This is a genomic window from Sediminibacillus halophilus (assembly GCF_900103695.1).
GTDB classification, from domain to species: Bacteria; Bacillota; Bacilli; order Bacillales; family Amphibacillaceae; genus Sediminibacillus; species Sediminibacillus halophilus.
The window spans coordinates 616,157-639,723 of sequence record NZ_FNHF01000002.1 but is presented as its reverse complement, the minus strand read 5'-3'; the positions used below and the strand labels follow the sequence as shown (position 1 = coordinate 639,723).

Sequence of the window (23,567 nt, the reverse complement as noted above, 5' to 3'; positions counted from 1 at the left end):
AAGACCGAACGATGTTAAACAGAATCGTTCGGTTTTTGCTCGTGCACTTTAACTCATGTTTCTATCTCCTTTTTCCCTGCCAAACATATCGCTTTTCAGACAGCTCCATTCTTGGTAAAAAGAAGGAGGGAAGATATGGAAAAAGGAGGAGAAATTTCAATGACAAATCGACAAATAAGCGGTTACATGCAGTCCTATCGGTTAAAACGAGCAGGTACTCTTGATGAACTTGAAACCGTAAAGGAGGAGATCCCTCAAGTACAAAGGGGAGAAGTGCTGGTGAAAGTGAAAGCGACCTCTTTGAATTATCGTGATTTAGCGATGGTCCATAATGATTACCCAGGTGGGGTCGCAGACAACCTGATTCCGCTTTCGGATGGTGCTGGAGAAATCGTCGCAGTCGGAGAAGGTGTCCGACGCTTTCAGGTAGGAGACAGGGTTGCGGGAAATTTCACTAAAGAATGGTTTGGCGGAAAACGGCCCGTGTACACGGAGCCTTATGGCTCACATAGCGACGGCTGGCTCACGGAATACAAGGTGCTGAATCCTGAATTGCTCGTAGCGATCCCGGACCATCTTTCTTATGAACAGGCGTCAACACTTCCATGTGCTGCCGTGACAGCCTGGTCGGCGCTTCACGGTCCAAGCCCATTAGCTGCCGGTGACACGGTTCTTACACTGGGAAGCGGAGGGGTGTCCGTTTTTGCCATTCAATTGGCTAAGCTGCTCGGCTTACGTGTTATCGCCACCACTTCCAGCGATAAAAAGGCAGAAAAATTGAAAGAACTCGGAGCGGAGGACGTGATTAACTATCAATCTACTCCTAATTGGGGAGAAGTGGTCAAGGAACGGACCGGAGGTGTCCAACGCGTCGTCGAGGTAGGCGGTCCGGCTACGATAAAACAATCCCTGCAGGCTGTGGCAAACGGAGAGGAAGTGGCCATGATCGGCGTTCTGACGAAGGAAGGCGACAAACTAGATTACTTCGACATTTTTGGCAGGGCGTCTACCAGAACCATCGGAGTAGGCAGCCGGGAAGATTTTGAAAATATGAACAAGCTGATTGCAGATAAAAAGATGACTCCAATCATCGACAGCATGTTTTCGTTTGATCAAGTAAGAGAAGCATTCGAGTATTTAGCCAGCCAGAAGTTTTTCGGGAAAATCGTGATTCGACACAATTAAAAAAAGAAATAAACGGCCTTGAATCAACTTGTTCAAGGCCGCTATTTTTTAAACATGGCTTTAATTAGTTGAATTTGTCCTGATAATGGCTTTGTTCTCCAATTTCGCAGGCTGGCAGTTGTGTCCATTCTTCGATGAGAACGTCCGGATTTTCTTTCGCGTATTTTTCGAAAATTTTATACCCTATTTTGTAATTGCTCCAACGCGGGAGCAGTTCCATTTCTACTGGAGTCTTGCCACTCCTCACGTAGGACTTTTCCGCAGTGCAGTATTAGTAATGTTTGAAAACCTTTTTCAGTCTGCCATTAAAAAACATTTGCATATCTGACAAAATTCGTTATAATTCAATGTATCGAAAATTATATACGTACTGATGAAGCTCGTATAATAGCAGGAATATGGCCTGCAAGTTTCTACCGGGTAACCGTAAATTGCCCGACTACGAGTAAGCGAACAGTTAGATCAACGTATAGCGTCCTGTCAGTATGGGCGTTTATGTGTTTTTTTATCTTGAAAGCAGCTTACTCTAGTAAGCTGCTATTTTTATTGGCATTTTTATAAAGGTGAAGGGGGCGGAAACAGCCATGAGACTATTAAAAGACAAGATTAAAACAGAAGGCATTGTATTGAATGATAATGTCCTCAAAGTGGATTCTTTTATCAATCATCAAATGGATCCTAAGCTGATGAAGGAAATTGGGAGGGAATTTGCCCGTCTTTTCAAAGAAGAGGAAATCACCAAAGTATTGACCATCGAATCATCAGGAATTGCGCCGGCAATCATGACGGGTTTGGAGTTTGAAGTCCCAGTGATTTTCGCCAGGAAAAGAAAATCACTGACGTTGACCAAGGATGTTTACACAGCGAAGGTGTACTCTTTCACGAAGCAGGAAAACAATGAAATCACCGTATCCCATAAGTATATCGAAAAAGGGGACAATGTCCTGATCATTGATGATTTTCTCGCCAATGGCCAAGCTGCAATTGGTTTGGCGAAGCTGGTTGAACAAGCGGGTGCGAATGTCTCCGGTATCGGTATTTTGATCGAAAAGTCCTTTCAGCCAGGTGCGGAAGAAATTCGTAAGCAAGGCTACCGTTTGGAATCTCTTGCCCGGATCAAATCGCTTGCTGGCAGAAAAGTTCAGTTTGTCGATACAAAAGAAACGGTTTATCACTAAGACGATAGGAGGAGAAAACAGATGAACAAAAAGAGGCTTCAAACACTATCGATTGGCTTCCAGCATGTATTGGCGATGTACGCAGGGGCTGTTGTCGTTCCATTGATTGTCGGAGGAGCATTAGCGTTAACCTTCGAACAGCTCACCTATTTGATTTCGATTGATTTGCTTGCATGTGGGGTTGCAACCCTTCTGCAAGTATGGAGAAATAAGTTTTTCGGCATTGGACTGCCTGTCATGCTTGGTTGTACATTCACTGCCGTCGGGCCGATGATCGCAATAGGGAGTCAGCATGGAATATCCGCTATTTATGGAGCCATCCTTGTTTCCGGGCTGTTCGTCGTGTTGATTTCGAAGTACTTCAGTAAATTAGTCCGGTTTTTCCCACCGGTTGTCACCGGCTCTGTTGTGATGATAATCGGGTTGACTCTCGTCCCGGTAGCATTCAATGACATGGCAGGTGGTGAAGGCAGCGCGGATTTCGGAAATCCTGCCAATCTGTTGTTAGCATTCGGTGTTCTTGTATTCATTTTATTACTGAATAAATTTGCGAAAGGATTTCTGCGGACGATTTCGATTCTCATTGGTTTGGTGGCCGGTACGGTTGCGGCAGCTTTGATGGGAATGGTCGATATTTCAGAAGTAGGAGATGCTTCTTGGTTTCATTCTATCCATCCATTTTACTTTGGCGCCCCTACTTTTAACATTTCTGCCATTCTGACGATGACATTGGTTGCGATTGTCAGTTTGATCGAATCGACTGGCGTTTACCTGGCCCTAGGCGATATAACCAATCGCGAGGTCAGTGGAAAGGATCTGGAAAAAGGGTATCGGGCGGAAGGACTTGCGATTGTGCTAGGCGGTATCTTCAACGCTTTTCCTTATACCGCCTATTCGCAAAACGTTGGTCTGGTCCAGCTAACAGGGGTCAAAACGAAACAGGCTATTTTTGCTGCCGGCTCCATTTTAGTTGTATTGGGCTTCCTGCCGAAAATCGCCGCTATCACCACCTTGATTCCGACTGCTGTGCTTGGCGGAGCCTCCTTGGCAATGTTCGGAATGGTTATTGCTTATGGCATTAAGATGCTCAGCCAAGTGGACTTCGAAAGCCAGGGTAATCTGTTAACGGTTGCGTGTTCCGTCGGAATGGGGCTGGGGGTAACGGCAGTTCCGGAAATCTTCGCCAACCTTCCGGAAAGCATCCGGATTTTGACTGACAGCGGCATCGTTGCCGGCAGTCTGACAGCCATTGTTTTAAATGTCTTGTTTAACGTGATTCCTGTACGTTCTGAGAGATCGATTCAAAGGCAGATAAGAGAAGAGCAAGCGTCCTGATCGGGACGCTTGTTTTTTTACTGTAGTCCTCTTTGTTTTTTTAGGGAGCAAGAGTCTTATGCTCACCTAATAATTTATTTTTATAAATAATCATTATTATTTTTTGAAAACTCCGTTTGTTGTCTGCTCGTTTTGGGAATAGAGTAAGGAATTTCTAAAGGAGGGACGATAATGGATAAGAACTCTAAAGACAATCTACATAGCAACAAAGATGAGGACAACAAGGAAAAGGGAACCTTGACGACTAGGCAGGGGCACCCTGTAAGAGACAATCAGAACACAAAGACTGTAGGAAACCGTGGACCTGCAACGCTGGAAAACTACGAATTCATAGAAAAAATCAGTCATTTTGACAGGGAAAGAATCCCGGAACGCGTTGTCCACGCACGGGGAGCAGGTGCTCATGGCTATTTTGAAGCATATGGTTCTGCAGGGGATGAGCCGATTTCCAAATATACCAGGGCAAAATTATTCCAGGAAAAAGGGAAGCGGACCCCCGTTTTTATTCGTTTTTCAACGGTAATTCATAGTGGAACTTCTCCGGAAACGTTACGTGATCCTAGAGGTTTCGCGGTGAAATTTTATACAGAAGATGGCAACTGGGATTTAGTCGGGAACAATTTAAAAGTATTTTTTATCCGTGATGCCATTAAGTTTCCTGATGTGATTCACGCATTGAAACCTGATCCGGTAACCAATATCCAGGATAGTGAACGGATCTTCGACTTCATGTCGCAAACTCCTGAAGCAATGCATATGCTGACATTTTTATTTTCTCCATGGGGTATTCCGGCCAATTATCGCCAAATGCAAGGCTCTGGAGTGAATACGTATAAGTGGGTGAATGAAGATGGGGAAGCGGTACTTGTTAAGTATCATTTTGAACCGGTACAAGGAATCCGCAATTTAACCCAGGAACAGGCAGAAGAAATTCAAAAGAAAAATTTCAATCACGCAACCCAGGATTTATATGAGGCGATCGAGCGAGGGGATTATCCGGAATGGGAGCTCTATGTGCAAGTGATGAGTGATGATGATCATCCGGAGCTGGATTTCGACCCGCTTGATGATACGAAAATTTGGCCGAAAGACCAATTCCCTTGGATCCCTGTTGGGAAAATGGTGTTGAATCGCAATCCGGAAGATTACTTCAATGAAGTAGAACAGGCCGCTTTCGGGACAGGGGTCCTGGTAGACGGCATGGACTTTTCGGATGACAAAATGCTCCAGGGACGGACTTTCTCCTATTCGGATACGCAACGTTACCGCGTAGGTGCAAACTATTTGCAGCTGCCAATCAATCGTCCGAAGAAAAAGGTGGCCACCAATCAACGGGGCGGTCAAATGTCTTACCAAGTTGACAATGATGAAAACCAAAATCCGCATGTCAACTATGAGCCTTCCTTGATGAATAACCTCGAGGAAGCGAATCCTAGCAGCAAGACTTATTCCCCACACGTGTCGGGAGAGGTGAAAAAAGAAGCAATAGACAGGCAAAACCCGTACAAACAAGCTGGCGAAACGTATCGTAAATTCAAAGATTGGGAACGCGATGAATTGATTAAAAACCTTGTTGCCAACCTTAAACCATGCCGGAAAGAAATACAGGAAAAAATGATCGAGCACTTCACGAAATGTGACGAGGAATATGGCCGCAGGGTAAAAGAAGGATTGGAAAATGATAAAATGGACGCCGCCGATATGGATTCAACACACGGTGGACCAGCCGGAGCAACCCAGACAAAAGAAGGTGTAGAGCAAGCCATGGAAGACAGCATCCCTTCTGATCCATATTGATTGTGAAAGAAACCGCCAGCTTATGAAAACTGGCGGTTTTAAGTTTGCATTATGATTGAACCACATTTACTTCTACTTTATTGGTATCAACCTTTGTATCTCTGACAGTGACGGTTGCCCAAACTTCAAAATTTTCAACGTCACCCGTATTACTTGCCACGTACATCAATAAATCTTCATACTGGGTGTCAAAGTCGATGATGTCTGGTTCGCTAGTGTGAAATTCTATTTGACTGTTATCCAAGCTGACTGCTTCCCCGTTGGCTGTGGAGGCATTTACATGCAAGTGTGTCAGTCCGCCTGGTTGAACGGTTTGCGGATCGACTGCGAGTGTTGCACTTTCCAAAACGTCTTCGCTGTCATTCTGTACGATTAATTTGGCATCGGCCCATGCCCCATGACCATGGCCATTGCTGCCTCCCTCAATGGTTCGCATGACAAGTTTCAATTTTTCCTTGTTTTTGATATCTACGCTGATAAATTCCTGAGGTGTGCTTTTTCGCATCGGGTCGGTTTGATAAGCCAGTTCGCCATCGACCCAAACCTCGAAAATGAACTGGTTCCCATCCCGGTCTGCATGCTGTTCTACCCCTGCGAAGGTTTCAAAACGATCAAATTCCCAATTGGTCAGGTCATAGACAATTTCCGAGTTGGCATGAATTCCAATCCCTTTTTCATAGAGAACCGGGCCGTCCTCTCCTAGCAGTGTGATAGGAGGACCTGCTACTGATTGATCTTTTTGAATCGTTCCCCAGCCTGTAGTGGCAGATTCCCATTGCATGTCACTGATAAACAAATCGGAAACGGGATTAAAATCAATCGTATAAGTTTCCTCCAGGAATCCGTCCTCAGTCCTAGCGTGGATGGTGGTCGTGCCGGTTAGTTCTTCCGCTTCCTCCACCTCAATGATCACATCTTCTCTGGCTGGTAATGCTTCTATTGATGGAATGGTTTGGTCTATGGCGCTCGAAAAGGTGTAGGTATAGTTGGTAACATCGGTGTGGAAGCCTTCGATCGATTCCCCGTTGACCTTTATATCGTCCAGTAATTCCAGGTCGATTTGCCGTTTGCTTAACTCCATTGGAGATTGGCTATTTGTAAATGGTCTTAGCATATAGGTATAGGAGTAGGATTGGTCCGTGTAAAGCATATATTCGGGCAAGGCGGTTCCGGACCAACTATTCCATACACCCATTTGTTTGTGATTGATGGTCAACACGATATCATCCAGTTTGGTTAACTCATAGGAATGCTCTGCTTGTTCCAAATCATCTTTTGTGTAATGAAGCGCAGAGAATTCGAATTGCGGCAATCCGCCGACAAGTAATCCGTTACCGTCCTCTCCCGTCAAGGTAACCCAGCGGACGTCGGTTTTGTTCCCGGTTTCCTGCGGGCGCGGATAGTCAAAGAATTGTTCATCGACAGTGCTTTCGTAGACGCCGATGTTAGCTCCGTCTTTACGATCCCAGTAGTTTTCGAAAGGTCCTCGGCCGTAATACTTGATATGCTCATATTGACCAGGCAACGTCAGTTCCATCCCAACAGCGGGTATTTCCGACAGGGCTGTACTTGGTTTGACAGTACTTCTTACCACAACTTCTCCACTACCATAAACAAAATAGCCTACCCGGTAGAAAGACTCTCCTGTTGTTGGCAAAGAAGCCGTTACTTGAATGTGAATCACTTTATCATTGATTTCTCTTAGCTGCACGTCGGTAATTTCCATGTTTTCTCCGGCATGCTGCCAGGATTCATTCCGGTTCATCATTCCATTCATCAAGTCATTGTCGTTACGAGCCCGCCAGAAGTTCGGCATTGGACCCGACTGAATCAATTCTTGTCCATTTTGCTTAAAAGAAGTAATCGTTCCTTTGGTTTTATCAAAGGTTAAATCGAATTGTTCACCGACAACGTCAATTCGTTCTTCTTCATCTTCAACTTGAAGGTCCGGCATGTTTTCAGTAGTAAATTCAGGAGAAGCAGGAGCATCATAAGGAAGTTGAAACTGAGCATTGGCAATCTCATATCCTTTATCTGCCCATGCTGTATCTTCGGCAAGTGTAAAATGGATATTCAGCCAGTATTCCGCTCCCGGTTTCAGCTTTTCAGGCTGTTCGAGTGGAAGGATGATCTCTTTACTTGCATTCCCTGTTACCTCTTCTTCGATGCTGCCTTCCTGAATCACCCGACCATCTTCTTTCAACTGCCATTTCCCTTCAAAATCACTTAGAGGCGTGAACAGATTTTCGTTTTTTATTCTAATTTTATTTTCAGCCAAGTCTACAGCTTTCACATCGATATTTTGATATGCTGCTTTTAAAGCGAACATTTCCGGCTGGGGTGTCCGATCTGGATTAAGCAAACCATTCATCAAGAAAATACCGTCGTTCGCGTAATTCCCCCAATCGCCTCCATAGGAAAAATACGTTTCGCCCTGGTAATCTTCTTTTATTGGTAATCCATCTACACCGCCTTCAACCGGCAGGCGTACTGATTGGTCGACAAAATCCCAGACAAATCCGCCTTGTAGGTTATCGTACTTATCGATAATCTCCCAATACTCTTTGATATTGCCGAGACTATTTCCCATCGCGTGTGCATATTCACACATTATTAATGGCCTTTCGTTCCTTTTTCCATTGTTTTCTAAAATCGAGAGGCTTGGATACATGAAGCTGTCAAAGTCTGCAAGGCTATTATCCTGCTGGAAATGGAGCAGACGTGTAGGATCGTATTCCCTGATCCATTCGGAAGCTTCGCGGAACATGTCACCAGAGCCTACCTCATTTCCCATCGACCAGAAAATAACAGAAGGATGGTTTTTGTCCCGTTCGACCATCGTTTTGATTCGATCCTGTACGGCAGAAGTCCATTCCGGGCTATTTCCAGGGAAGGGGCGCATATTGTGTGATTCATTGTTGGCCTCATCCAGGATATAAATGCCATATTCATCGGCTAATTCATAAAAACGTGGATGGAACGGATAATGCGCGGTTCGGACGGCATTTATGTTGTTTCGTTTCATTATTTCAATGTCCTCGCGCATACGTTCTTCTGACATTACATAACCAGTGTCCGGGTCTACCTCATGGCGATTGACACCTTTGATTGTGATCGGCTTACCGTTTATTCTCACTTGTTTGTTCTGGATTTCTATCTCCCGAAATCCTACTTTAGAGCTTACCGTTTCTACTATTTTTCCTTTTTTATCCCTTACATTTAGTACTAGGGTATATAAATTGGGCTGTTCTGCTGACCATTTCAACGGTTTTTTCACTTTTATATCCGTTTGAAAATTTCCCTTAGAATTGATGGCCAATACGTTATCAATTAACTTCAGCTGCTTGCTTTCCTGATCGAACAACTTTGCTTCAATCGAGTAATCGCTCTGATTAACTGATTCCTGATTCGTTAAGTTCCCTTTTATGCTCAACACAGCATCCTGATACTTTTGATCTAAATCGGTTTCCAGTTTGTAATCTTCAATATGGACTTCAGGTGTAGCGTATAGGTAAACATCGCGAAATATGCCACTAAGGTCCACCATGTCCTGATTTTCCAACCAGGCTCCATCAGACCAGCGGAAAACTTCCACCGCAAGTGTGTTTTTTCCATTTTTTACATAGTCGGTAATGTTAAACTCTGCTGGGGTGAAGCTATCTTCACTATATCCAACCTTTTCGCCATTCACCCAAACATTGAAAGCTGATTTCACACCCTGAAAGGAAAGAATGATTTCTCCTTTTTTCCAGTTTCCGGGCACTTGGAATTGGTGCCGGTAAGAACCCAATTCGTTATGTTCGATGGGCACATCCGGAGGAGAGATTCTTCCGTATCCTTGCCAAGGGTGCTCCTGGTTAAGATAGATGATATCTCCATAACCTTGCAGTTGCCAATTGCTTGGAACGGGAATGGTATCCCAACCACTGTCTTCAAAATTCTCCTTATAGAAATCATCGGGGCGCTCATTTGGATTTTCCGACCAATGAAACTTCCAATTGCCGTTAAGTGATTTGAAATAGCGGGAATTATTGATATCACCTTTAATGGAAGCCTTTTCATTATTGTTCGGAATGGTTGTCACGGTACTCGGAAGCCTGTTTTCCTGAAATAACTCGGGGGTTCCGTTCCAGTTATTATTCTCTTCCTCAGCGGAAACAGGAACGGAGAACAGAAAGGTGCAGAAGATTAAAGAAAGTAAAGAAAAATAAAGATACTTGATGAGTCGGTAAACCTGCAAATTAGTTCCTCCTTTATTAAATTAATTAACTAACTACTGAAAAAAATAGAAGTGGAGGTACTGAGTTAGATAGAAAGAAAATTTTCAAATAGTCAGTTAACTTTATTAAACCATGGGGAGAGCGGGCACTCAATAGGGTTAATCTACTAAACTTTCAAGCAAATAGGATTACAGATTAGTAGGATTTTACTAAATGAACAAGTAAAAAAATCGGCCTCTGTATCGAAATGTTCTTTCTATATGGTAAACGAATCACCATATACACATTTTCGTATGAGACCGATTAATCAAGGAAGGCTTAGCCATTGATTTGCTTGATGAACTCCTTCATTAAACCAGGCAGGTCTGGCCAGGCATGACCGGAAATCAGGTTACCGTCTGTATGAAGATGCTCTTCGATGTAAGTGGATCCTGCTGCTTCTACTTCTGGCTTGCAGGCAACATATGCCGTCATTTTGCGATTTTTTATGTGCTCCCGGACGGTTGTCAGGACGAGGCTGGCATGGCAGACCGCTGCAATAGGTTTGTTTGCTTCAAAGAAATGGCTCACGATTTTCGGCACATGTTCATTCAAACGAATGTGTTCGGGTGCCCGGCCGCCAGGAATGATGAGACCGTCATATTGTTGAGGTTCGATATCAGCAAAGGCTTCATTTGCCTCGATTAAATACCCAGCCTTCTCGGTATATGTTTCCCAACCCACAAAATCGTGGACGACCGTATGCAGTGGTTTCGAGCTCGTTGCGGCAATTGTCGTGTCAAAGCCTTCCTCCAAACAGCGGAAATATGGATAGTAAATTTCCAACGCCTCTACAGCATCTCCTGCAAGAATCAAAATTTTCTTTGTCATTTGTATCCCTCCTGTTTTATTTCTTAACTACTTTATTCCAGTTTCAGCTTGATAATCCTTTTTGTTTATACTATTTTTCAAAAGGGAAACCCCCTGACAGGATATTTAGTCCATGCAGGGGGCAAAAATCTAGATTTTGAGGTTATTGATTTCCATTTCCAACCTTCGTTTTTAATCCATAACCTAGACGGAAAAGCGGATCATTTTTAACATGGTTATTTACTTGTTCCATATTCTTTGGCCAGGTGTAGGACAGTTTCCCCTGGAATTCGTAATCACCGAATAATACGTCGGCGATACCTGCGCCCTCTGTACCTGGCAGCCATGAGGCAACGAAAGCATCCCAGTCAGCAATCTCATCGGTAACAAGCATTGGGCGTCCAGACAGCAGCAATACGATCATTGGGGTGCCGGAAGCTTTTACTTCGTTTAACAGGTCGATATCCTCCTGGCTAAGATGTAAGTCTTCACGGTCACCTTGTCCCTCTGCATAAGGTTCTTCTCCGACCACAACAATTGCAGCATCATGGCCGGAAATATTCGAACCATCTTCGCTATAGGTTATTTCTGAACCAGTGCCTGCAACTTCCTGGATCCCTTCTAATATCGTTGTTCCTTCTGTTAAATCTTTTTGTGGGGATCCTTGCCAGCTGATTGTCCAACCGCCACTTTGGTAACCGATGTTATCTGCCTTTTTCCCCACTACGACTAAATCGGAGCTATTTTTATCCAGTGGTAATATATTATTGTTATTCTTTAAAAGAACCTGTGATTTGCGAACGGCTTCCCGTGCTATATCGCGGTGGTCGGCATTCCCGACGCCTTCCGCTACTAAATCCCTGTCGGCAAACGGCTCCTCAAATAACCCATTTTCAAATTTGACTCGAAGGATTCTGGTAACTGCATCGTCGATTCGATTTGTTGAAACCTCCCCGTTTTCCACTAACTCCTTAGTAGTCGACAGGAATCGCTTCCAGTCATTCGGAATCATAAATAAGTCGACACCGGCATTAATACTGCGTTTTATCGATTCTCGGAAATCTCCAGGGACAATTTGCTGTGGTCCATTATAGTCGGAAATCACAAAACCGGTGAAGCCTAGTTCTCCCTTCAGTACCTCGGTAATCATGTGATAATCTCCATGTGTTTTCAATCCATTGATGGAACTGTAGGTGATCATCACAGATCTAGCGCCAGCTTTGATAGCATCTTTATATGGTTTGATATGTTTTTTCAGTTCTTCTTCCGTGTACTCGGTGACGTTTCCCTGGTCTTTTCCGCCCTCAGTCAGACCGTCGCCGACAAAGTGTTTAATGGTGGAGGTAATATGGTTTCCTTTAAGAAAATCACGTTTCTTAGGGTCTCCTTGCAAGCCTTCCACAATAGCGGGACCAAGTTTGCTAACAATTTGCGGTTTTTCACTATATCCTTCATATGTTCTGCCCCAACGGATATTTTGTGGTGCTGCAAGGGTAGGGGCAAAGGTATAACTGATTCCAGTGGCGCGAACTTCCTCGGCAGTAGCCTCCCCGATCCTTTTCATCAAATCTCGGTCATTTGCTGCGCCAAGCCCTATATTATGCGGAAAAATCGTTGCGCCCTGTACATTGTTATGGCCATGAACTGCATCCACACCATAAATGATCGGAATACCGAGGCGTGTTCGGAGGGCACCCTGCTGAAAGTCATCAACCATATCCGCCCAGCTTTCCGGTGTATTCTCATCTGGAACAGAACCGCCACCGCTCAACACAGAGCCGATTCCATAGTGTTGAATGTCCTCTGGCGTAACGGAAAACCTTTCTGGTTGTACCATTTGCCCTATCTTTTCTTCTAGTGTCATTCTTGAGAGTAAATCCGCTACACGAACCTCTACATCGAGGCCGGGATTTTGGTAGGAAGGGGTCTTCTGGGCTGAAGCATCAGAGGGGGTGTTCCCTAGCGTAGTACCAAATCCTAATGAAACGAGCATTACACTAGCCAATAGTTTCTTGCGAAGATTAGTTTTACTAGCCAAATCAATTCCTCCAGTTCTGTAGTTTACTCTTCAAAAGGCAGACAGCCGACCCTCCTTTTAAAATTGATAGCGGTATCAAGAAAACGATAGCATAAACGGTAAAAATTGTAATGATGCAATGATAATAGGAGATTTTTACTGAAATAGAGTAGGTCAGATGCTAAAAAACAACGATGACAAATGAAAGATGGTGAGATATACTCAAGCCGATACAATCTTTCTTTTGGGGAATGGGAATAGATTCATAGAACAAGATTCTCTTTTGCGGACCATAAGCATAAAAGGAAGAGACAATGAAATAAACAATCTAAAAACATGGAGGGAGAGAGGTATGGATTACATTATTGTTATTCTATTTAGCTTTATTACATTTGGACTGCTGTTTAAAGCTTCTAAACGAGAAAAACAATGGCTCGGCGGGTTCGGGGCGTTATTAGGGATCATTTATCTCATCGGCAGTCAAATCGTGAAATGGCAATCCGGATTTTTCAACAGTTCTAGCGGGGAAGGCAGTGAAGCTGTCGGCAATTGGATTATACCCGGATTCATTATTCTTGGTATCTACTTGTTACTGTTGATTAATTACCGGTGGATTCGTTTTGCCTGGGGTCAGGCACCTGCAGTAAAATGGACGCTCATTTTTGTTGAAATCGTGTTTAGTCTGTTTTACATAATTGCCGGGTATTTCCTAGTGTTTGTGCTGGGAGTGCTTTATTTTCCTTTTGCACCGTAAAAGGAAGATAGACAGCCCTATAGGGCTGTCTTCGCTTAATTCCTCACCATTTCATTCCTGTACTTGCTGCCAGGATGGTCCGCAGGAAGGACAGGCTCTTCGGAGAAAAGCTTTTCTCTAAGGGTTCCCTGTCTGTAGGACTTTTTGTAAATGCCCCGTTTTTGCAGTTCGGGGACGACTAATTCCACAAAAGCTTCTAAATCTCCTGGGGTGACCAAATGGTTTAAGTTAAAGCCATCCACTCCGGACTCCTCGAATTGAAACTGGATAGCATCCGCGACTTCTTCTGGATTACCGACAATGATAGAAGAACGATCCAATGTTTCAAAACGGTCGAGCACTTCCCCTACCGTAAGCTTTTTCGGAGCATCTTTTGTCAGGGTTGCCGCTTTGTAATGTCCGCCCTCTGTCTTTTTGGTATATTCAAACGGCAAGGAGCGGTCAAGTTCCTCATACTCTGAAATGTCATAGCCGCTGGCACCGTACTGTGCTTTGGCAGCATCAGGACTCCAATGTTTGGCGTATTCTTTATATTTCCGCTCCGCTTCCTCGGTTGTTTCTCCGACAATTACATTCAGGAAGCATAAAAACTTGATTTTGGAGGCATCTCGTCCATGCTTTTCAGCACGTTCTTTGATGTCCTCAATATAGTAACGAATCCGATCTGGTGTCGGACCGCCGACAAAAATACATTCCGCATGTTTTGCCGCGAAAGCACGGCCGCGTTCTGATGTTCCAGCCTGGTAAAGAACAGGGGTTTTTTGTGGGGACGGCTCACTCAGATGAGGTCCCTCTACCCGGAAATACCTGCCTTGGTGATTGATTTCGTGTACTTTATCCGGATTTACTAGGACACCTTTTTGTTTATCCTCGACGAAAGCATCTTTTTCCCAGCTGCCTTCCCAAAGTTGATAGGATACATTCAGGTACTCGTCGGCAATATCATATCGTTCATCGTGTTTAATCATCTTTTCGAGACCAAAGTTTCTGGCAGCGTTCGGCAGGTAAGAAGTGACGATATTCCAGGCTATCCTGCCATTGGTAAGGTGATCAAGTGTCGAAAAACGGCGTGCATTTCCAAAGGGCGGCTCATAGGTAGTACTTACGGTAATTGCAAATGCAAGGTGTTCAGTTGCTTGGGCCATTGCCGAAACAAGCAGGGCAGGGTCATTTACAGGTATTTGTAAACCGTCGCGAATCGATGGCGCTTTGCTGTTCCGGTAAACATCGTACACGCCCAGCACATCGGCAAAGAAAACAGCGTCAAATTTCCCCTTTTCTAATAAGCGGGCCAAGTTCACCCAATAGTGTAGATCCTTATAACCATGCTGACGTTTGTTTTCCGGATGTTTCCAAAGACCATGAGAGTTATGCATGGCGCTGTTCATTTCAAAAGCGTGTAAAATGATCTGTTTTGTCACTGGAATTCCTCCTGCATAAATAGTATCGTTTTTTTCCGTTCAGGCGCTATGCTTTCCAAACACTTTCACTTTCGTTCCGGCTGCTGTGGACAGGTAGCTTGCGCCAATCATGCTGACAAATCCAAGAGCAGAACTGACAAACAGGGCTATGTACAAATTAGGGAGCAGGTTGAACTGGGTGAAGGCCAAATAGGATAACGAACCAGTTAAAACGGAAACAATAGCTCCTGTTTGATTTCCTTTTCTCCAAAAATAACCTAGCAGCACCGGACCGAATACACCGCTTATGATCGCTGAAAAGCTAAACTGAATGAGCATGGCCAAGGATTCCGGGCGATTGATCGACAAGTAAAGCGATGTAGCGCCTATAAGGAGCAAAGAAAACTTAGCGATTGTAACAGCGCGATGGTCATGGTTGATAGTGGAGGCTTTTGTTCGTGTTTTTTGTACCAGCGGCAGGTAGATGTCGTTACCTATACTGGAAGTGATCGACAGATAGAGACTGTCTGTGCTTGAAAGCACTGCTGATATGACGCCGACAATCATCAAAGCTACGATGAATGGCGGAAAAGCTTCAATTAAATAAGCAGGCAATGCCTGATCTGCCTCTGTCAGTCCTGGCACGAGAATACGGGCTGCAAATCCGCCAAACACTGGCAGATAAGAAATGAAGAATAAATGCACGCCGCTGGAAATTACAAATGGACGTAGCTCCTTTTCCGTTTCAATCGCCAAAATCTTGTTTAGTAAATGAGGCATCAATACAAAACTGATCATCAAAAATTGTATGGCAAGGACTGTTGGGACGCTGTCATAAGGACCCTCCGCTGAAAAGGTGGAGACAAGGGCAGGATGGATGGCCGCTAGTTGGTCGAACATCCGGTCAAATACCTGGAAGCCACCACCGATTGTCCAGAACAAAGAAACAATGATCAAAACAGAGGTGACAGACATCAATATTCCTTGAAAAGCGTCGGTGATGATTTGAGCAAAGGCACCGCCCAGCCCGATGTAAATGATGGTGATCATTACGCCGGCGACGACTCCCCATTCATATGGGATACCAATGATCGTTTCAAAAATGGTTGCCAGGCCTACATTTTGTCCGACGATATAGTAGATATTGAACAACAGTAAAATAGATACCAGTATTTGCAGCGTTTTGCTGTTATACCGTTTTCCCAGCCACTCTGGCAAGGTAGAAACGCCGCCCTTTTCTTTTTGGTACTTCCAAAATGTTTTTGCGAAAAGCAGCAGTCCTAGCCAGGCGGTACCAAAGCTACCTAAGGTGTACCACAATACTGAAATGCCGTATTGATAGGCGAGTCCCGGAAGCCCTAAGTATAAATTGGCGCTGGCAAAGGTAGCGGCAAAGCTGGCACCGACAAGCCAGGGGCTTACTTTGCCACGAGCCGTTGCGAATCCGGCCATCGTTTTGCTGTATGGTGCACCCCGTTTTCCGATATAGGATACACCAACAAAATAACTCGCGAGCATCAATACAATCAGAATAATTGTCCAAGTCGGCAATGTACTCATTTTGCAGCCTCCTTGCCCTTCGGGTACATAATCGAGCAAACGAAACTGCCGATTAAAGCAAAACCAATCGCAGATAAACCATACATTAGAAACATATTGTAGTCCTCCTTTTTTTAAAGATAAATGCAATCAAAAAAACCTCTTTCAAAGAGAAAGAGGTTTTTGCCACAAAGTTACGACGCTCTTTCTCTTATCTTGCAGTATTGCTACTGCAGGAATTAGCACCGTGCTTTAAGCGGTTATAACCGCGGCGTAATTTGTACGCCCCATTTCGCAATGGTATTACAGTCGGTTGCCGGGCTTCATCGGGCCATTTCCCTCCACCTGCTCTTGATAAGAGACAATTGCAATTATTTTGTTTTAATTAGGAATTATATTACCAACGGTCCTGATAACTGTCAACAGATATTTCGGAATATTTTTTCTTTTTTTAACTGGTTGGGGAAGTGACTTTGACATCAAGCGGATTGGATTTTCTCTGTTTTGATAAAAAAATGAGTTTATTCCATATCAAAGAAAAGAACCAGAACCATTTGGTCCGCTTGTGATGGAAAACTTTGCTTGTTCTTGCCATGTCGGCCAGCGCAACCGTTTAGATCATTGCCCTTTTAGATGTAATAGCCAACTCTTGTAAAATCACTTCCACCGCTGTGGTCAAATCGTTCAACGACCAGGAAGGAAGCTTCGGGTTCTCCACTGCCAGTGCGTGGTGGGCCGGCATATGGATAAAGCCTGTCAGGCAATCGATGTCACTGGTCTCGATATGGTGGCGGGCTATGTACATGATTTGATTGCAAAGATACGTACCTGCTGAATTAGAAATGCCGGCGGGGATGCCCTTTTGCTGAAGTGTGTCCACCAGGTTCCTGATTGGCAGAGTCGAAAAATAGCCATCAGGGCCGTTGTCGGCTATCTTTTTATCCTGATGGATGTTTCCGGCATTATCAGGTTCTCCATCCATACAGTTAATGGCGATCCGTTCCGGTGTAATCCGGTTGCGGCCGGCAGCCACACCGAGGGAAATAATCATATCCGGCTGCAACTTGTCTACTTGTGTGATCAGTCGTTTCGAAGCTTCTTGAAAATCAACGGGCAGTATATGACCGGTTATCTCCATGTCCAAGAGTGTTTTCCCTGCAAGCTTTTTGGTTACAAGCTCGGTTGGATTTTCACTCATCCCCAAAAACGGTTCAAAACCAGTTAGTAATACCTTCATGAATAAACCTCATCTCCTGATTATAGATATTGGTCAAACCAATCCTTAATTTCGTTCAAACGGCGAATACGCAGGGAAGGATCTCCACTGCGGGACAATTCATGATTAGAACCCGGAAAACGCACGAATTTCGTCGTTTTGTTTTGATGTTTAAGGGCGACGTATAGCTGTTCGCCTTGTTCGATCGGACAGCGATAATCTTCTTCGCTGTGCAATATTAGCAACGGCGTCTCGATCTCCTTTACATAGCGAAGGGGAGAATGCTTCCACATACGGTCCGGATCATCGAGTAAATTGGTTTTTAGCTCCCAATCGGTGAAAAAGTAACCGATATCGCTGACCCCGTAGAAGCTGATCCAATTACTGATGGATCGCTGTGTGACGGCAGCTTTAAAACGATTTGTATGTCCGACGGCCCAATTCGTCATGAATCCACCATAGCTCCCCCCAGTGATTCCTATACGGTTTTCATCGATCCAGTCAAAGTGGGACGTAGCATAGTTGACTGCATCGAGAATGTCCTGGTAGTCTTTCCCACCATAATCACCGCGTACAGCATCGACAAAAGTCTGACCATACCCGTGGCTGCCACGGGGATTGATGAACAAAACGCCGTATCCAGCAGCGGCAAGTACTTGGAACTCATGCATAAAAGCATTGCTATACATGGCATGCGGACCACCGTGTACTTCCACGATAAGCGGATGTTTTCCCCCTTTTGTAAATCCAGCAGGCTTCATGATCCAACCATGCAGCGCTTGTCCGTCTGAGGCAGGAAAGTGAATCTCTTCTGCAGGAGATAATGTTTGACCGGCAAGCCACTTGTTAACGTTTGTCAACCGCTTTTCATCGCCACCTGATTTTGGAATATAATAAAGGTCGCCTGGTGTCATTTGGTCGCTGACTGCGATGACGGCATTTCCTTTATAGTCCAATTGAAAAGCATATATTTGCCTACTACCGCCGGTAACTGTGGATACTTGTTTTTCCATGCTTACTTGATAGACAGATGTGTTCCCATTTTGGCTCGCTAAAAAATATAGTCGATCCTGCTGCTTGTCCCATAAAGCCCCATTCCCTGCAGTACTCGTTCCCATATCATTAATGGCGACATCGGATGCCTGAACATCCCAATCATCTGTCAGGCAGGTGAGTTGTTTACTGTCTATGTCCAATACCCAAACCCGGGTAAGGGTAGCCCCTGCGTAAGTTAAGTCATGTCCCAAAAGTGACAGCCTGCGCCCATCGGGGGCGTAATTGGGCTGCATAAACATACCGGTACCATTCGTAAGTTTGGTTAAGTTTCCATTCTTTATATCGTATTCGAAAATGTCAGAAACAAAGGAACGATCAGGATCGTTTGTACGATTGGCACTGAAAGCGATCCGGCTTCCATCGGGGGAAAAACATCCATATTCATGTCCGAATTCCCCGCTGGTAAGCTGTACAGCTGTTTCGTCTTGCAAATCCCACATGACAAGCTGTTGATAAGTGTCAGGCAGTAGTCCGCTATTATCCGACTTATACTTGATCCGGGTAGTGGCATAGGCTTCTTTATCGTTTCCTTCATCGTCTTTATCTGTGGCTTCGTCCCTTACGCTGTCCTGATTGGAAAGGGGAACCTTGAGCAGCAGTTTATGTCCATCTGGTGAAAAAACAGGCTGGGATGCCCCGTGTTTGAAATTAGTGAGCTGCACAGCTTCTCCACCCCGAAATGATATTTTCCAAACCTGTTGTTTGCCGGATCGGTTCGATGTGAATACAATTGTTTGTCCGTCTGGGGACCAGCGTGGTTGGTAGTCCATGCTCTCCCCATGGGTAAATGGAATGGTTTCGTTTGTCGTTAAGTTGACGACATATAAATTTGATTGGTATTTTTTCTTTTCGTTGATCGTTCGGACAGCATATACAACCCAGTTTCCGTCAGGAGAAAGCTGGGGATCAGAAAGAAAGGAAAATCTCAATAAATCATCCGCAGTGATTGCTTTTTTCAACATTGCTTATCAACCTCTTTTTTTAAAAATTTCTGCGTGTCTGTCGTACTACTACTACCTGTTCTTGAGGCCATCCCACTCATATGATAAAGAGCGCAACCGTTTGGCTTCATCTGTGATACCTTGCATACGTTTTTCTATGATATATTTTGTCGGTTTATTCATGAAATTTCCTACTATACTTGCTGTCCCTCTATAAATGTTTTCTCTGCCTTGCTGTGTAAATCAAATGGATTCCCGCTCCATAAAACAAAGTCAGCATCTTTGCCTGCTTCTACCGAGCCGACGCGCTTTTCTATACCTAAATGCCTAGCAGCATCACTGGTAATAGCACGCATTGCTTGAGTTTCGCTCAGCCCGTTCTTGACAGCCATGATGGCGCTGGTCATCAAATGCTCGATGGCGATCACTGGATGATCGGTTGTAATGGAAAATGGTACTCCAGCTTCTGCTAATGCAGGAAGCGTGTACCAGCCTTTGTCGGACAACTCTACCTTCGAGCGAGGGGTCATGGTTGGACCAGAGGAGACACGAACCCCATGTTCAGCTAAGAAAGGTGCAAGCAAATGTCCCTCTGTACAATGTTCGATTGTTACATCGATGGAAAATTCCCGTTTGATCCGCAGTACGGTGACTATATCGTCAGCCCGATGGGCATGGACCCGTAATGGAACTTCCTTATTCAGCACTTTTGCAAGCTGTTCGAAGGCCAAGTCCCGGTCTGCAGTGCCAGCTTTCCGTTGGGCTATGTAGTTCTCTGTTTCGACTAGTTTTTTGCGCAGGATGGCGGCGACTCCCATTCTGGTTACAGGCATTCTTCCTTTTTCCCCATGGAATCGTTTCGGATTTTCTCCTGTAGCAGCTTTCAATCCGGAGGGGTTGCGGATGACCATTTGATCGACAATTGTTCCAGCCGTTTTTAGTACACACATTTCGCCGCCGATGACGTTGGCACTTCCGGGCATGACTTGCACCGTGGTAACCCCTGATTTCCGGGCATCGGAAAACCCTTTGTCGAATGGGTTGATGCCATCAATGGATCGCACTTCAGGGGTGGCCGCATGGCTTGTTTCATTGAAATCCTGGCCCTCTTTTCCGATTCCTTCTTCATGCACCCCTAAGTGGGTATGTACATCGATCAGTCCAGGGGTGAAAAATTTACCTTGGGCGTCAAACGTTTCGGTTCCTTCTGGGATAACCAACTGTCTTCCAATTTTAAAGAACTTCCCATTTTCAATTAGAATCGTGACATTTTCCAAATTTTCTCCACTGCCGTTGAACCCTGTCACATTTGTAATGGCTTTCATGATTTTTCCTCCTAAAAATTCAAAATAATCATTGATTTCTGAAATCTTTCTTTATATAATGGCCTTTATACAATTCCTTGTTACGATATTAAATCAAAAATATAATATTGTAAATAATCATAATTTTCAAATATGGTATCATAAAAGGGTAGTAATACAGGAAAATAGGACGAAAGTCGGTGATTTAGTGGAATATCAAATTGATGAATTAGACCGAGGAATAATCCGGTTATTATCCAAGGATGGCAGAATCCCTTTTTCGGAAATTGCCAATAAATTGAACGTGACAGAAAAGACCGTCCGTCTGCGATATAAGAACCTAGTGCAAAACGACATTATTGAAGTAGTAGGCGTCGTCAACCCGATAGCGCTAGGCTTGAAGGCGGGAGCTATTATCCAAATCAAAACGGCTCAGGGCCGGTGCGAACAGGTGATGGAAGAATTGAAAACCATGAAGGAAGTCCGGTTTATTACTATGACTTCCGGTCCTTATCCATTGTTGATTCAAATCAATGTGCAAAGCCAGGAGGATATCAGGGAAAGTATTTTGCAGTTGGACAAGATTGAAGGGATCGTTGAAATTAACACGATTATCCAACTGGAGAACTACAAAAATACGTTCGAGTATATTTAGGGGGGAGAATGGCTGTGCTACAACATATAAAGAAGCTGACTAGTTTACTTGGACCGAGCGGCTATGAACATCAAGTCAGTCATTACTTAGCCGACTACTTAAAAGAAAGAACAGACAGGGTTTCGGTAGACGCACTCGGAAATGTGACAGCCAGAAAGAAAGGAAATCGACCGGGTCCAGTTTTGTTATTGACAGCTCACATGGATGAAGTGGGATTTTTAATCAAAAAAGTGGAACCAAATGGACTGCTTCGTTTCGAAAAGCTGGGAGGAAACGATGACCGTAATCTCCCGGCACAGCCGGTCAAGCTGCTGGGCAGGGACTCCGTCGTTGACGGCGTGATTGGAACGTTGTCTGCCCATTTTGCAAAATTTGATGCTGCTTCGGTGAGAAATCATCGGGAGTTGTACATTGATATCGGGGCAGCTTCTGAACAAGAAGTTCAGGAAATGGGAGTGGAAATCGGAACACCCGTTACCTGGGGAACAGAGTGGAAGTTGCTGGGACCACCAGGTAAACAGCAAATCTGTACTAAATCGCTCGATGACCGTTCGGGTTGTGCTGTATTGCTGCAAGTATTGGAGGAACTGGAGGGGACAGCTTTTTCCGGTGAGTTGGTCTTTCTTTTTACCGTCCAGGAAGAAGTCGGATTGCGTGGTGCTAAAACGGCGGCTCAACATATCACCGCGGATGTTGCTTTAGCTATCGATACGACAGCGGTCAGCGACACACCAGAGAGTCCGATGGATGACAGCCACGGTTTAGGCCGGGGAGCAGGCATCAAGGTGATGGATGCAAGCTTGATTGTTCACAGCACCATTAAACAGCTGCTGATCGATTTTGCCCAAAAGGAGCATATACCCTATCAACTGGAAATTTTCACCGGTATCGGGACAGACGGGGGAGCTGTCACTTATGCAAACAACGGGATCCCGACAGGTGTTCTGTCGATTCCGTCACGGTACACCCATTCCGCAGTGGAACTGGTCGATTTGCGGGACGTAATGGCTGTGAAGGATATAGTGAAGACCTTCATTTTGCACATGGACGAACAACAGTCCTTTGCTTTTTGATAGTTTACAAGCTTTTCACCTAATGGTTGCATTTTTCGGCACAGTGTTTTCGTAAATTGGCATTAGCAATCAACTTACTAAGAATTAAGAGGCGCACTCTATGGTACTTCGTAGCACAACCTTTTTTTACTTATAAAAGTTAGAAAATTTAAAATAGAAAGACTATTCAGGAGGGATTCGATGAAAATCTTTATTTCTGCCGATATGGAGGGAATCTCCGGGGTGGCAACCAACCAGCAGTTAAAAACTAACGCCGAATATCAACGCTTCCGACGGTTAATGACTGCAGATGTCAATGCAGCAATTGAAGGGGCTTTCCAGGGAGGGGCAAAAGAAGTCGTCGTCGCAGATGGCCACGGAAATATGTCTAACATCCTAATCGAGGAGCTTGATCGACGTGCCAGGCTTGTCTCTGGGAGTAATCGCGTTATGTGCCAGTTAGAAGGTCTTGACGATAGCTTCGATGGCATCATGTTCGTCGGCCATCATGGCCGTGAGGGCGGTTCTGAACGAACGGTAATCAGCCATACGTTGGCCGGTGTCTGTGTCAACGAGATGAAAATCAATGGCAGAGTCGTCGGAGAGACGGAAATGAACAGTCTCGTAGCGGGGAGGTTTGGTGTTCCAGCCATTTTCATTAGCGGGGATGATGCTTACGTCCAGGAAGTACGAGCTTCTTTTCCCGATGTGGAAGCCGCCATTACAAAACGGGCAGTCGACAGGTTTGCCGCCGAGTTGATTCATCCGGAGGAAGCTCGTGATGAGATTCGGAAAAAAGCGGCAGCTGCAGTCAGCAAGGCGGCAAGTCTTGAGCCGGAAACTATCACAGGGCCCACTACATTTGAAATCGAGCTGAAGGGACCGCAGCAGGCACAGATGACGACCACTTTGCCGACGGTGGAATTGATCTCTCCAAAGCGGATCCAATTCACTTGTAATGATATCGTCACTGCATACAAGCATATGTGGGGTTGTGTGATTATTGCGATGACCGCCACGAATGGTGTACTGGGACAGGTGAATGCCTGATTGATAATTCAAAATAACA

Annotated in this window: 17 protein-coding genes and 2 riboswitches; of the genes, 8 read left to right on the top strand and 9 right to left on the bottom strand. The window is 44.8% G+C overall.

Features of this window, described 5'->3' with window-relative positions:
- Positions 1-135: 135 nt before the first annotated feature.
- Positions 136-1,185 (top strand): zinc-dependent alcohol dehydrogenase family protein, encoded by a 1,050-nt coding sequence (locus BLR82_RS10030; RefSeq protein ID WP_217629886.1) that lies wholly within the window; start codon positions 136-138, stop codon positions 1,183-1,185.
- A gap of 64 nt (positions 1,186-1,249) precedes the next feature.
- Here BLR82_RS10030 and BLR82_RS10025 read toward each other — a convergent pair whose 3' ends face one another.
- Positions 1,250-1,432 (bottom strand): hypothetical protein, encoded by a 183-nt coding sequence (locus BLR82_RS10025; protein ID WP_139186933.1) that lies wholly within the window; start codon positions 1,430-1,432, stop codon positions 1,250-1,252.
- A 113-nt stretch (positions 1,433-1,545) separates the two neighbouring features.
- Positions 1,546-1,647, top strand: a riboswitch (purine riboswitch).
- 122 nt (positions 1,648-1,769) lie between these two features.
- Between BLR82_RS10025 and BLR82_RS10020 the strand changes: the two genes are divergently transcribed.
- The 3 genes from BLR82_RS10020 (at position 1,770) to BLR82_RS10010 (ending at position 5,495) form a co-directional block, all read left to right on the top strand.
- A complete protein-coding gene (locus BLR82_RS10020) occupies positions 1,770-2,363 on the top strand; it encodes a xanthine phosphoribosyltransferase (protein ID WP_074598836.1) in 594 nt (197 codons plus the stop codon).
- A gap of 21 nt (positions 2,364-2,384) precedes the next feature.
- The gene (locus BLR82_RS10015) at positions 2,385-3,698 is read left to right on the top strand and encodes a nucleobase:cation symporter-2 family protein (protein ID WP_074598835.1); all 1,314 of its coding nucleotides are present in this window, start codon (positions 2,385-2,387) and stop codon (positions 3,696-3,698) included.
- Between the two features lie 171 nt (positions 3,699-3,869).
- On the top strand, positions 3,870-5,495 hold the full coding sequence (locus BLR82_RS10010; RefSeq protein WP_074598834.1) for a catalase: 1,626 nt from the start codon (positions 3,870-3,872) through the stop codon (positions 5,493-5,495).
- A gap of 49 nt (positions 5,496-5,544) precedes the next feature.
- On the opposite strand, the gene lacZ is transcribed toward BLR82_RS10010, so the two are convergent.
- From lacZ to BLR82_RS09995, 3 genes are all read right to left on the bottom strand, one after another.
- The gene (gene lacZ, locus BLR82_RS10005) at positions 5,545-9,735 is read right to left on the bottom strand and encodes a beta-galactosidase, LacZ type (RefSeq protein WP_074598833.1); all 4,191 of its coding nucleotides are present in this window, start codon (positions 9,733-9,735) and stop codon (positions 5,545-5,547) included.
- A 298-nt stretch (positions 9,736-10,033) separates the two neighbouring features.
- A complete protein-coding gene (locus tag BLR82_RS10000) occupies positions 10,034-10,585 on the bottom strand; it encodes a DJ-1/PfpI family protein (protein ID WP_074598832.1) in 552 nt (183 codons plus the stop codon).
- Between the two features lie 142 nt (positions 10,586-10,727).
- The gene (locus BLR82_RS09995) at positions 10,728-12,602 is read right to left on the bottom strand and encodes a glycoside hydrolase family 3 protein (RefSeq protein ID WP_139186932.1); all 1,875 of its coding nucleotides are present in this window, start codon (positions 12,600-12,602) and stop codon (positions 10,728-10,730) included.
- Positions 12,603-12,933: 331 nt separating this feature from the next.
- Here BLR82_RS09995 and BLR82_RS09990 point away from each other — a divergent pair, with 331 nt between their 5' ends.
- A complete protein-coding gene (locus tag BLR82_RS09990; protein ID WP_074598831.1) occupies positions 12,934-13,335 on the top strand; it encodes a hypothetical protein in 402 nt (133 codons plus the stop codon).
- Between the two features lie 35 nt (positions 13,336-13,370).
- Here BLR82_RS09990 and BLR82_RS09985 read toward each other — a convergent pair whose 3' ends face one another.
- The 5 genes from BLR82_RS09985 to BLR82_RS09965 form a co-directional block, all read right to left on the bottom strand.
- Complete coding sequence (locus BLR82_RS09985; RefSeq protein ID WP_074598830.1) at positions 13,371-14,756, bottom strand: LLM class flavin-dependent oxidoreductase; 1,386 nt, start codon at positions 14,754-14,756, stop codon at positions 13,371-13,373.
- Between the two features lie 39 nt (positions 14,757-14,795).
- Positions 14,796-16,295, bottom strand: coding sequence for a sodium:solute symporter family protein (locus BLR82_RS09980; protein ID WP_074598829.1), 1,500 nt, complete (start codon positions 16,293-16,295; stop codon positions 14,796-14,798).
- A gap of 187 nt (positions 16,296-16,482) precedes the next feature.
- A riboswitch (SAM riboswitch) is annotated at positions 16,483-16,635 on the bottom strand.
- 252 nt (positions 16,636-16,887) lie between these two features.
- Entirely contained in the window at positions 16,888-17,511 is a 624-nt protein-coding gene (locus BLR82_RS09975; protein ID WP_074598828.1) for a pyroglutamyl-peptidase I, read from the bottom strand.
- A 20-nt stretch (positions 17,512-17,531) separates the two neighbouring features.
- On the bottom strand, positions 17,532-19,508 hold the full coding sequence (locus tag BLR82_RS09970) for a S9 family peptidase (protein ID WP_074598827.1): 1,977 nt from the start codon (positions 19,506-19,508) through the stop codon (positions 17,532-17,534).
- Positions 19,509-19,681: 173 nt separating this feature from the next.
- Entirely contained in the window at positions 19,682-20,812 is a 1,131-nt protein-coding gene (locus BLR82_RS09965; RefSeq protein ID WP_074598826.1) for an amidohydrolase, read from the bottom strand.
- Positions 20,813-20,999: 187 nt separating this feature from the next.
- Between BLR82_RS09965 and BLR82_RS09960 the strand changes: the two genes are divergently transcribed.
- The 3 genes from BLR82_RS09960 to BLR82_RS09950 all read left to right on the top strand — a co-directional run bounded on the left by BLR82_RS09960 (position 21,000) and on the right by BLR82_RS09950 (position 23,548).
- Positions 21,000-21,446, top strand: coding sequence for an Lrp/AsnC family transcriptional regulator (locus BLR82_RS09960; RefSeq protein ID WP_074599116.1), 447 nt, complete (start codon positions 21,000-21,002; stop codon positions 21,444-21,446).
- Positions 21,447-21,454: 8 nt separating this feature from the next.
- Entirely contained in the window at positions 21,455-22,519 is a 1,065-nt protein-coding gene (locus tag BLR82_RS09955) for a M42 family metallopeptidase (protein WP_083334796.1), read from the top strand.
- A 180-nt stretch (positions 22,520-22,699) separates the two neighbouring features.
- Positions 22,700-23,548: a M55 family metallopeptidase gene (locus BLR82_RS09950; RefSeq protein ID WP_074598825.1), complete on the top strand. Its 849-nt coding sequence runs from the start codon at positions 22,700-22,702 to the stop codon at positions 23,546-23,548.
- Positions 23,549-23,567 lie beyond the last annotated feature (19 nt).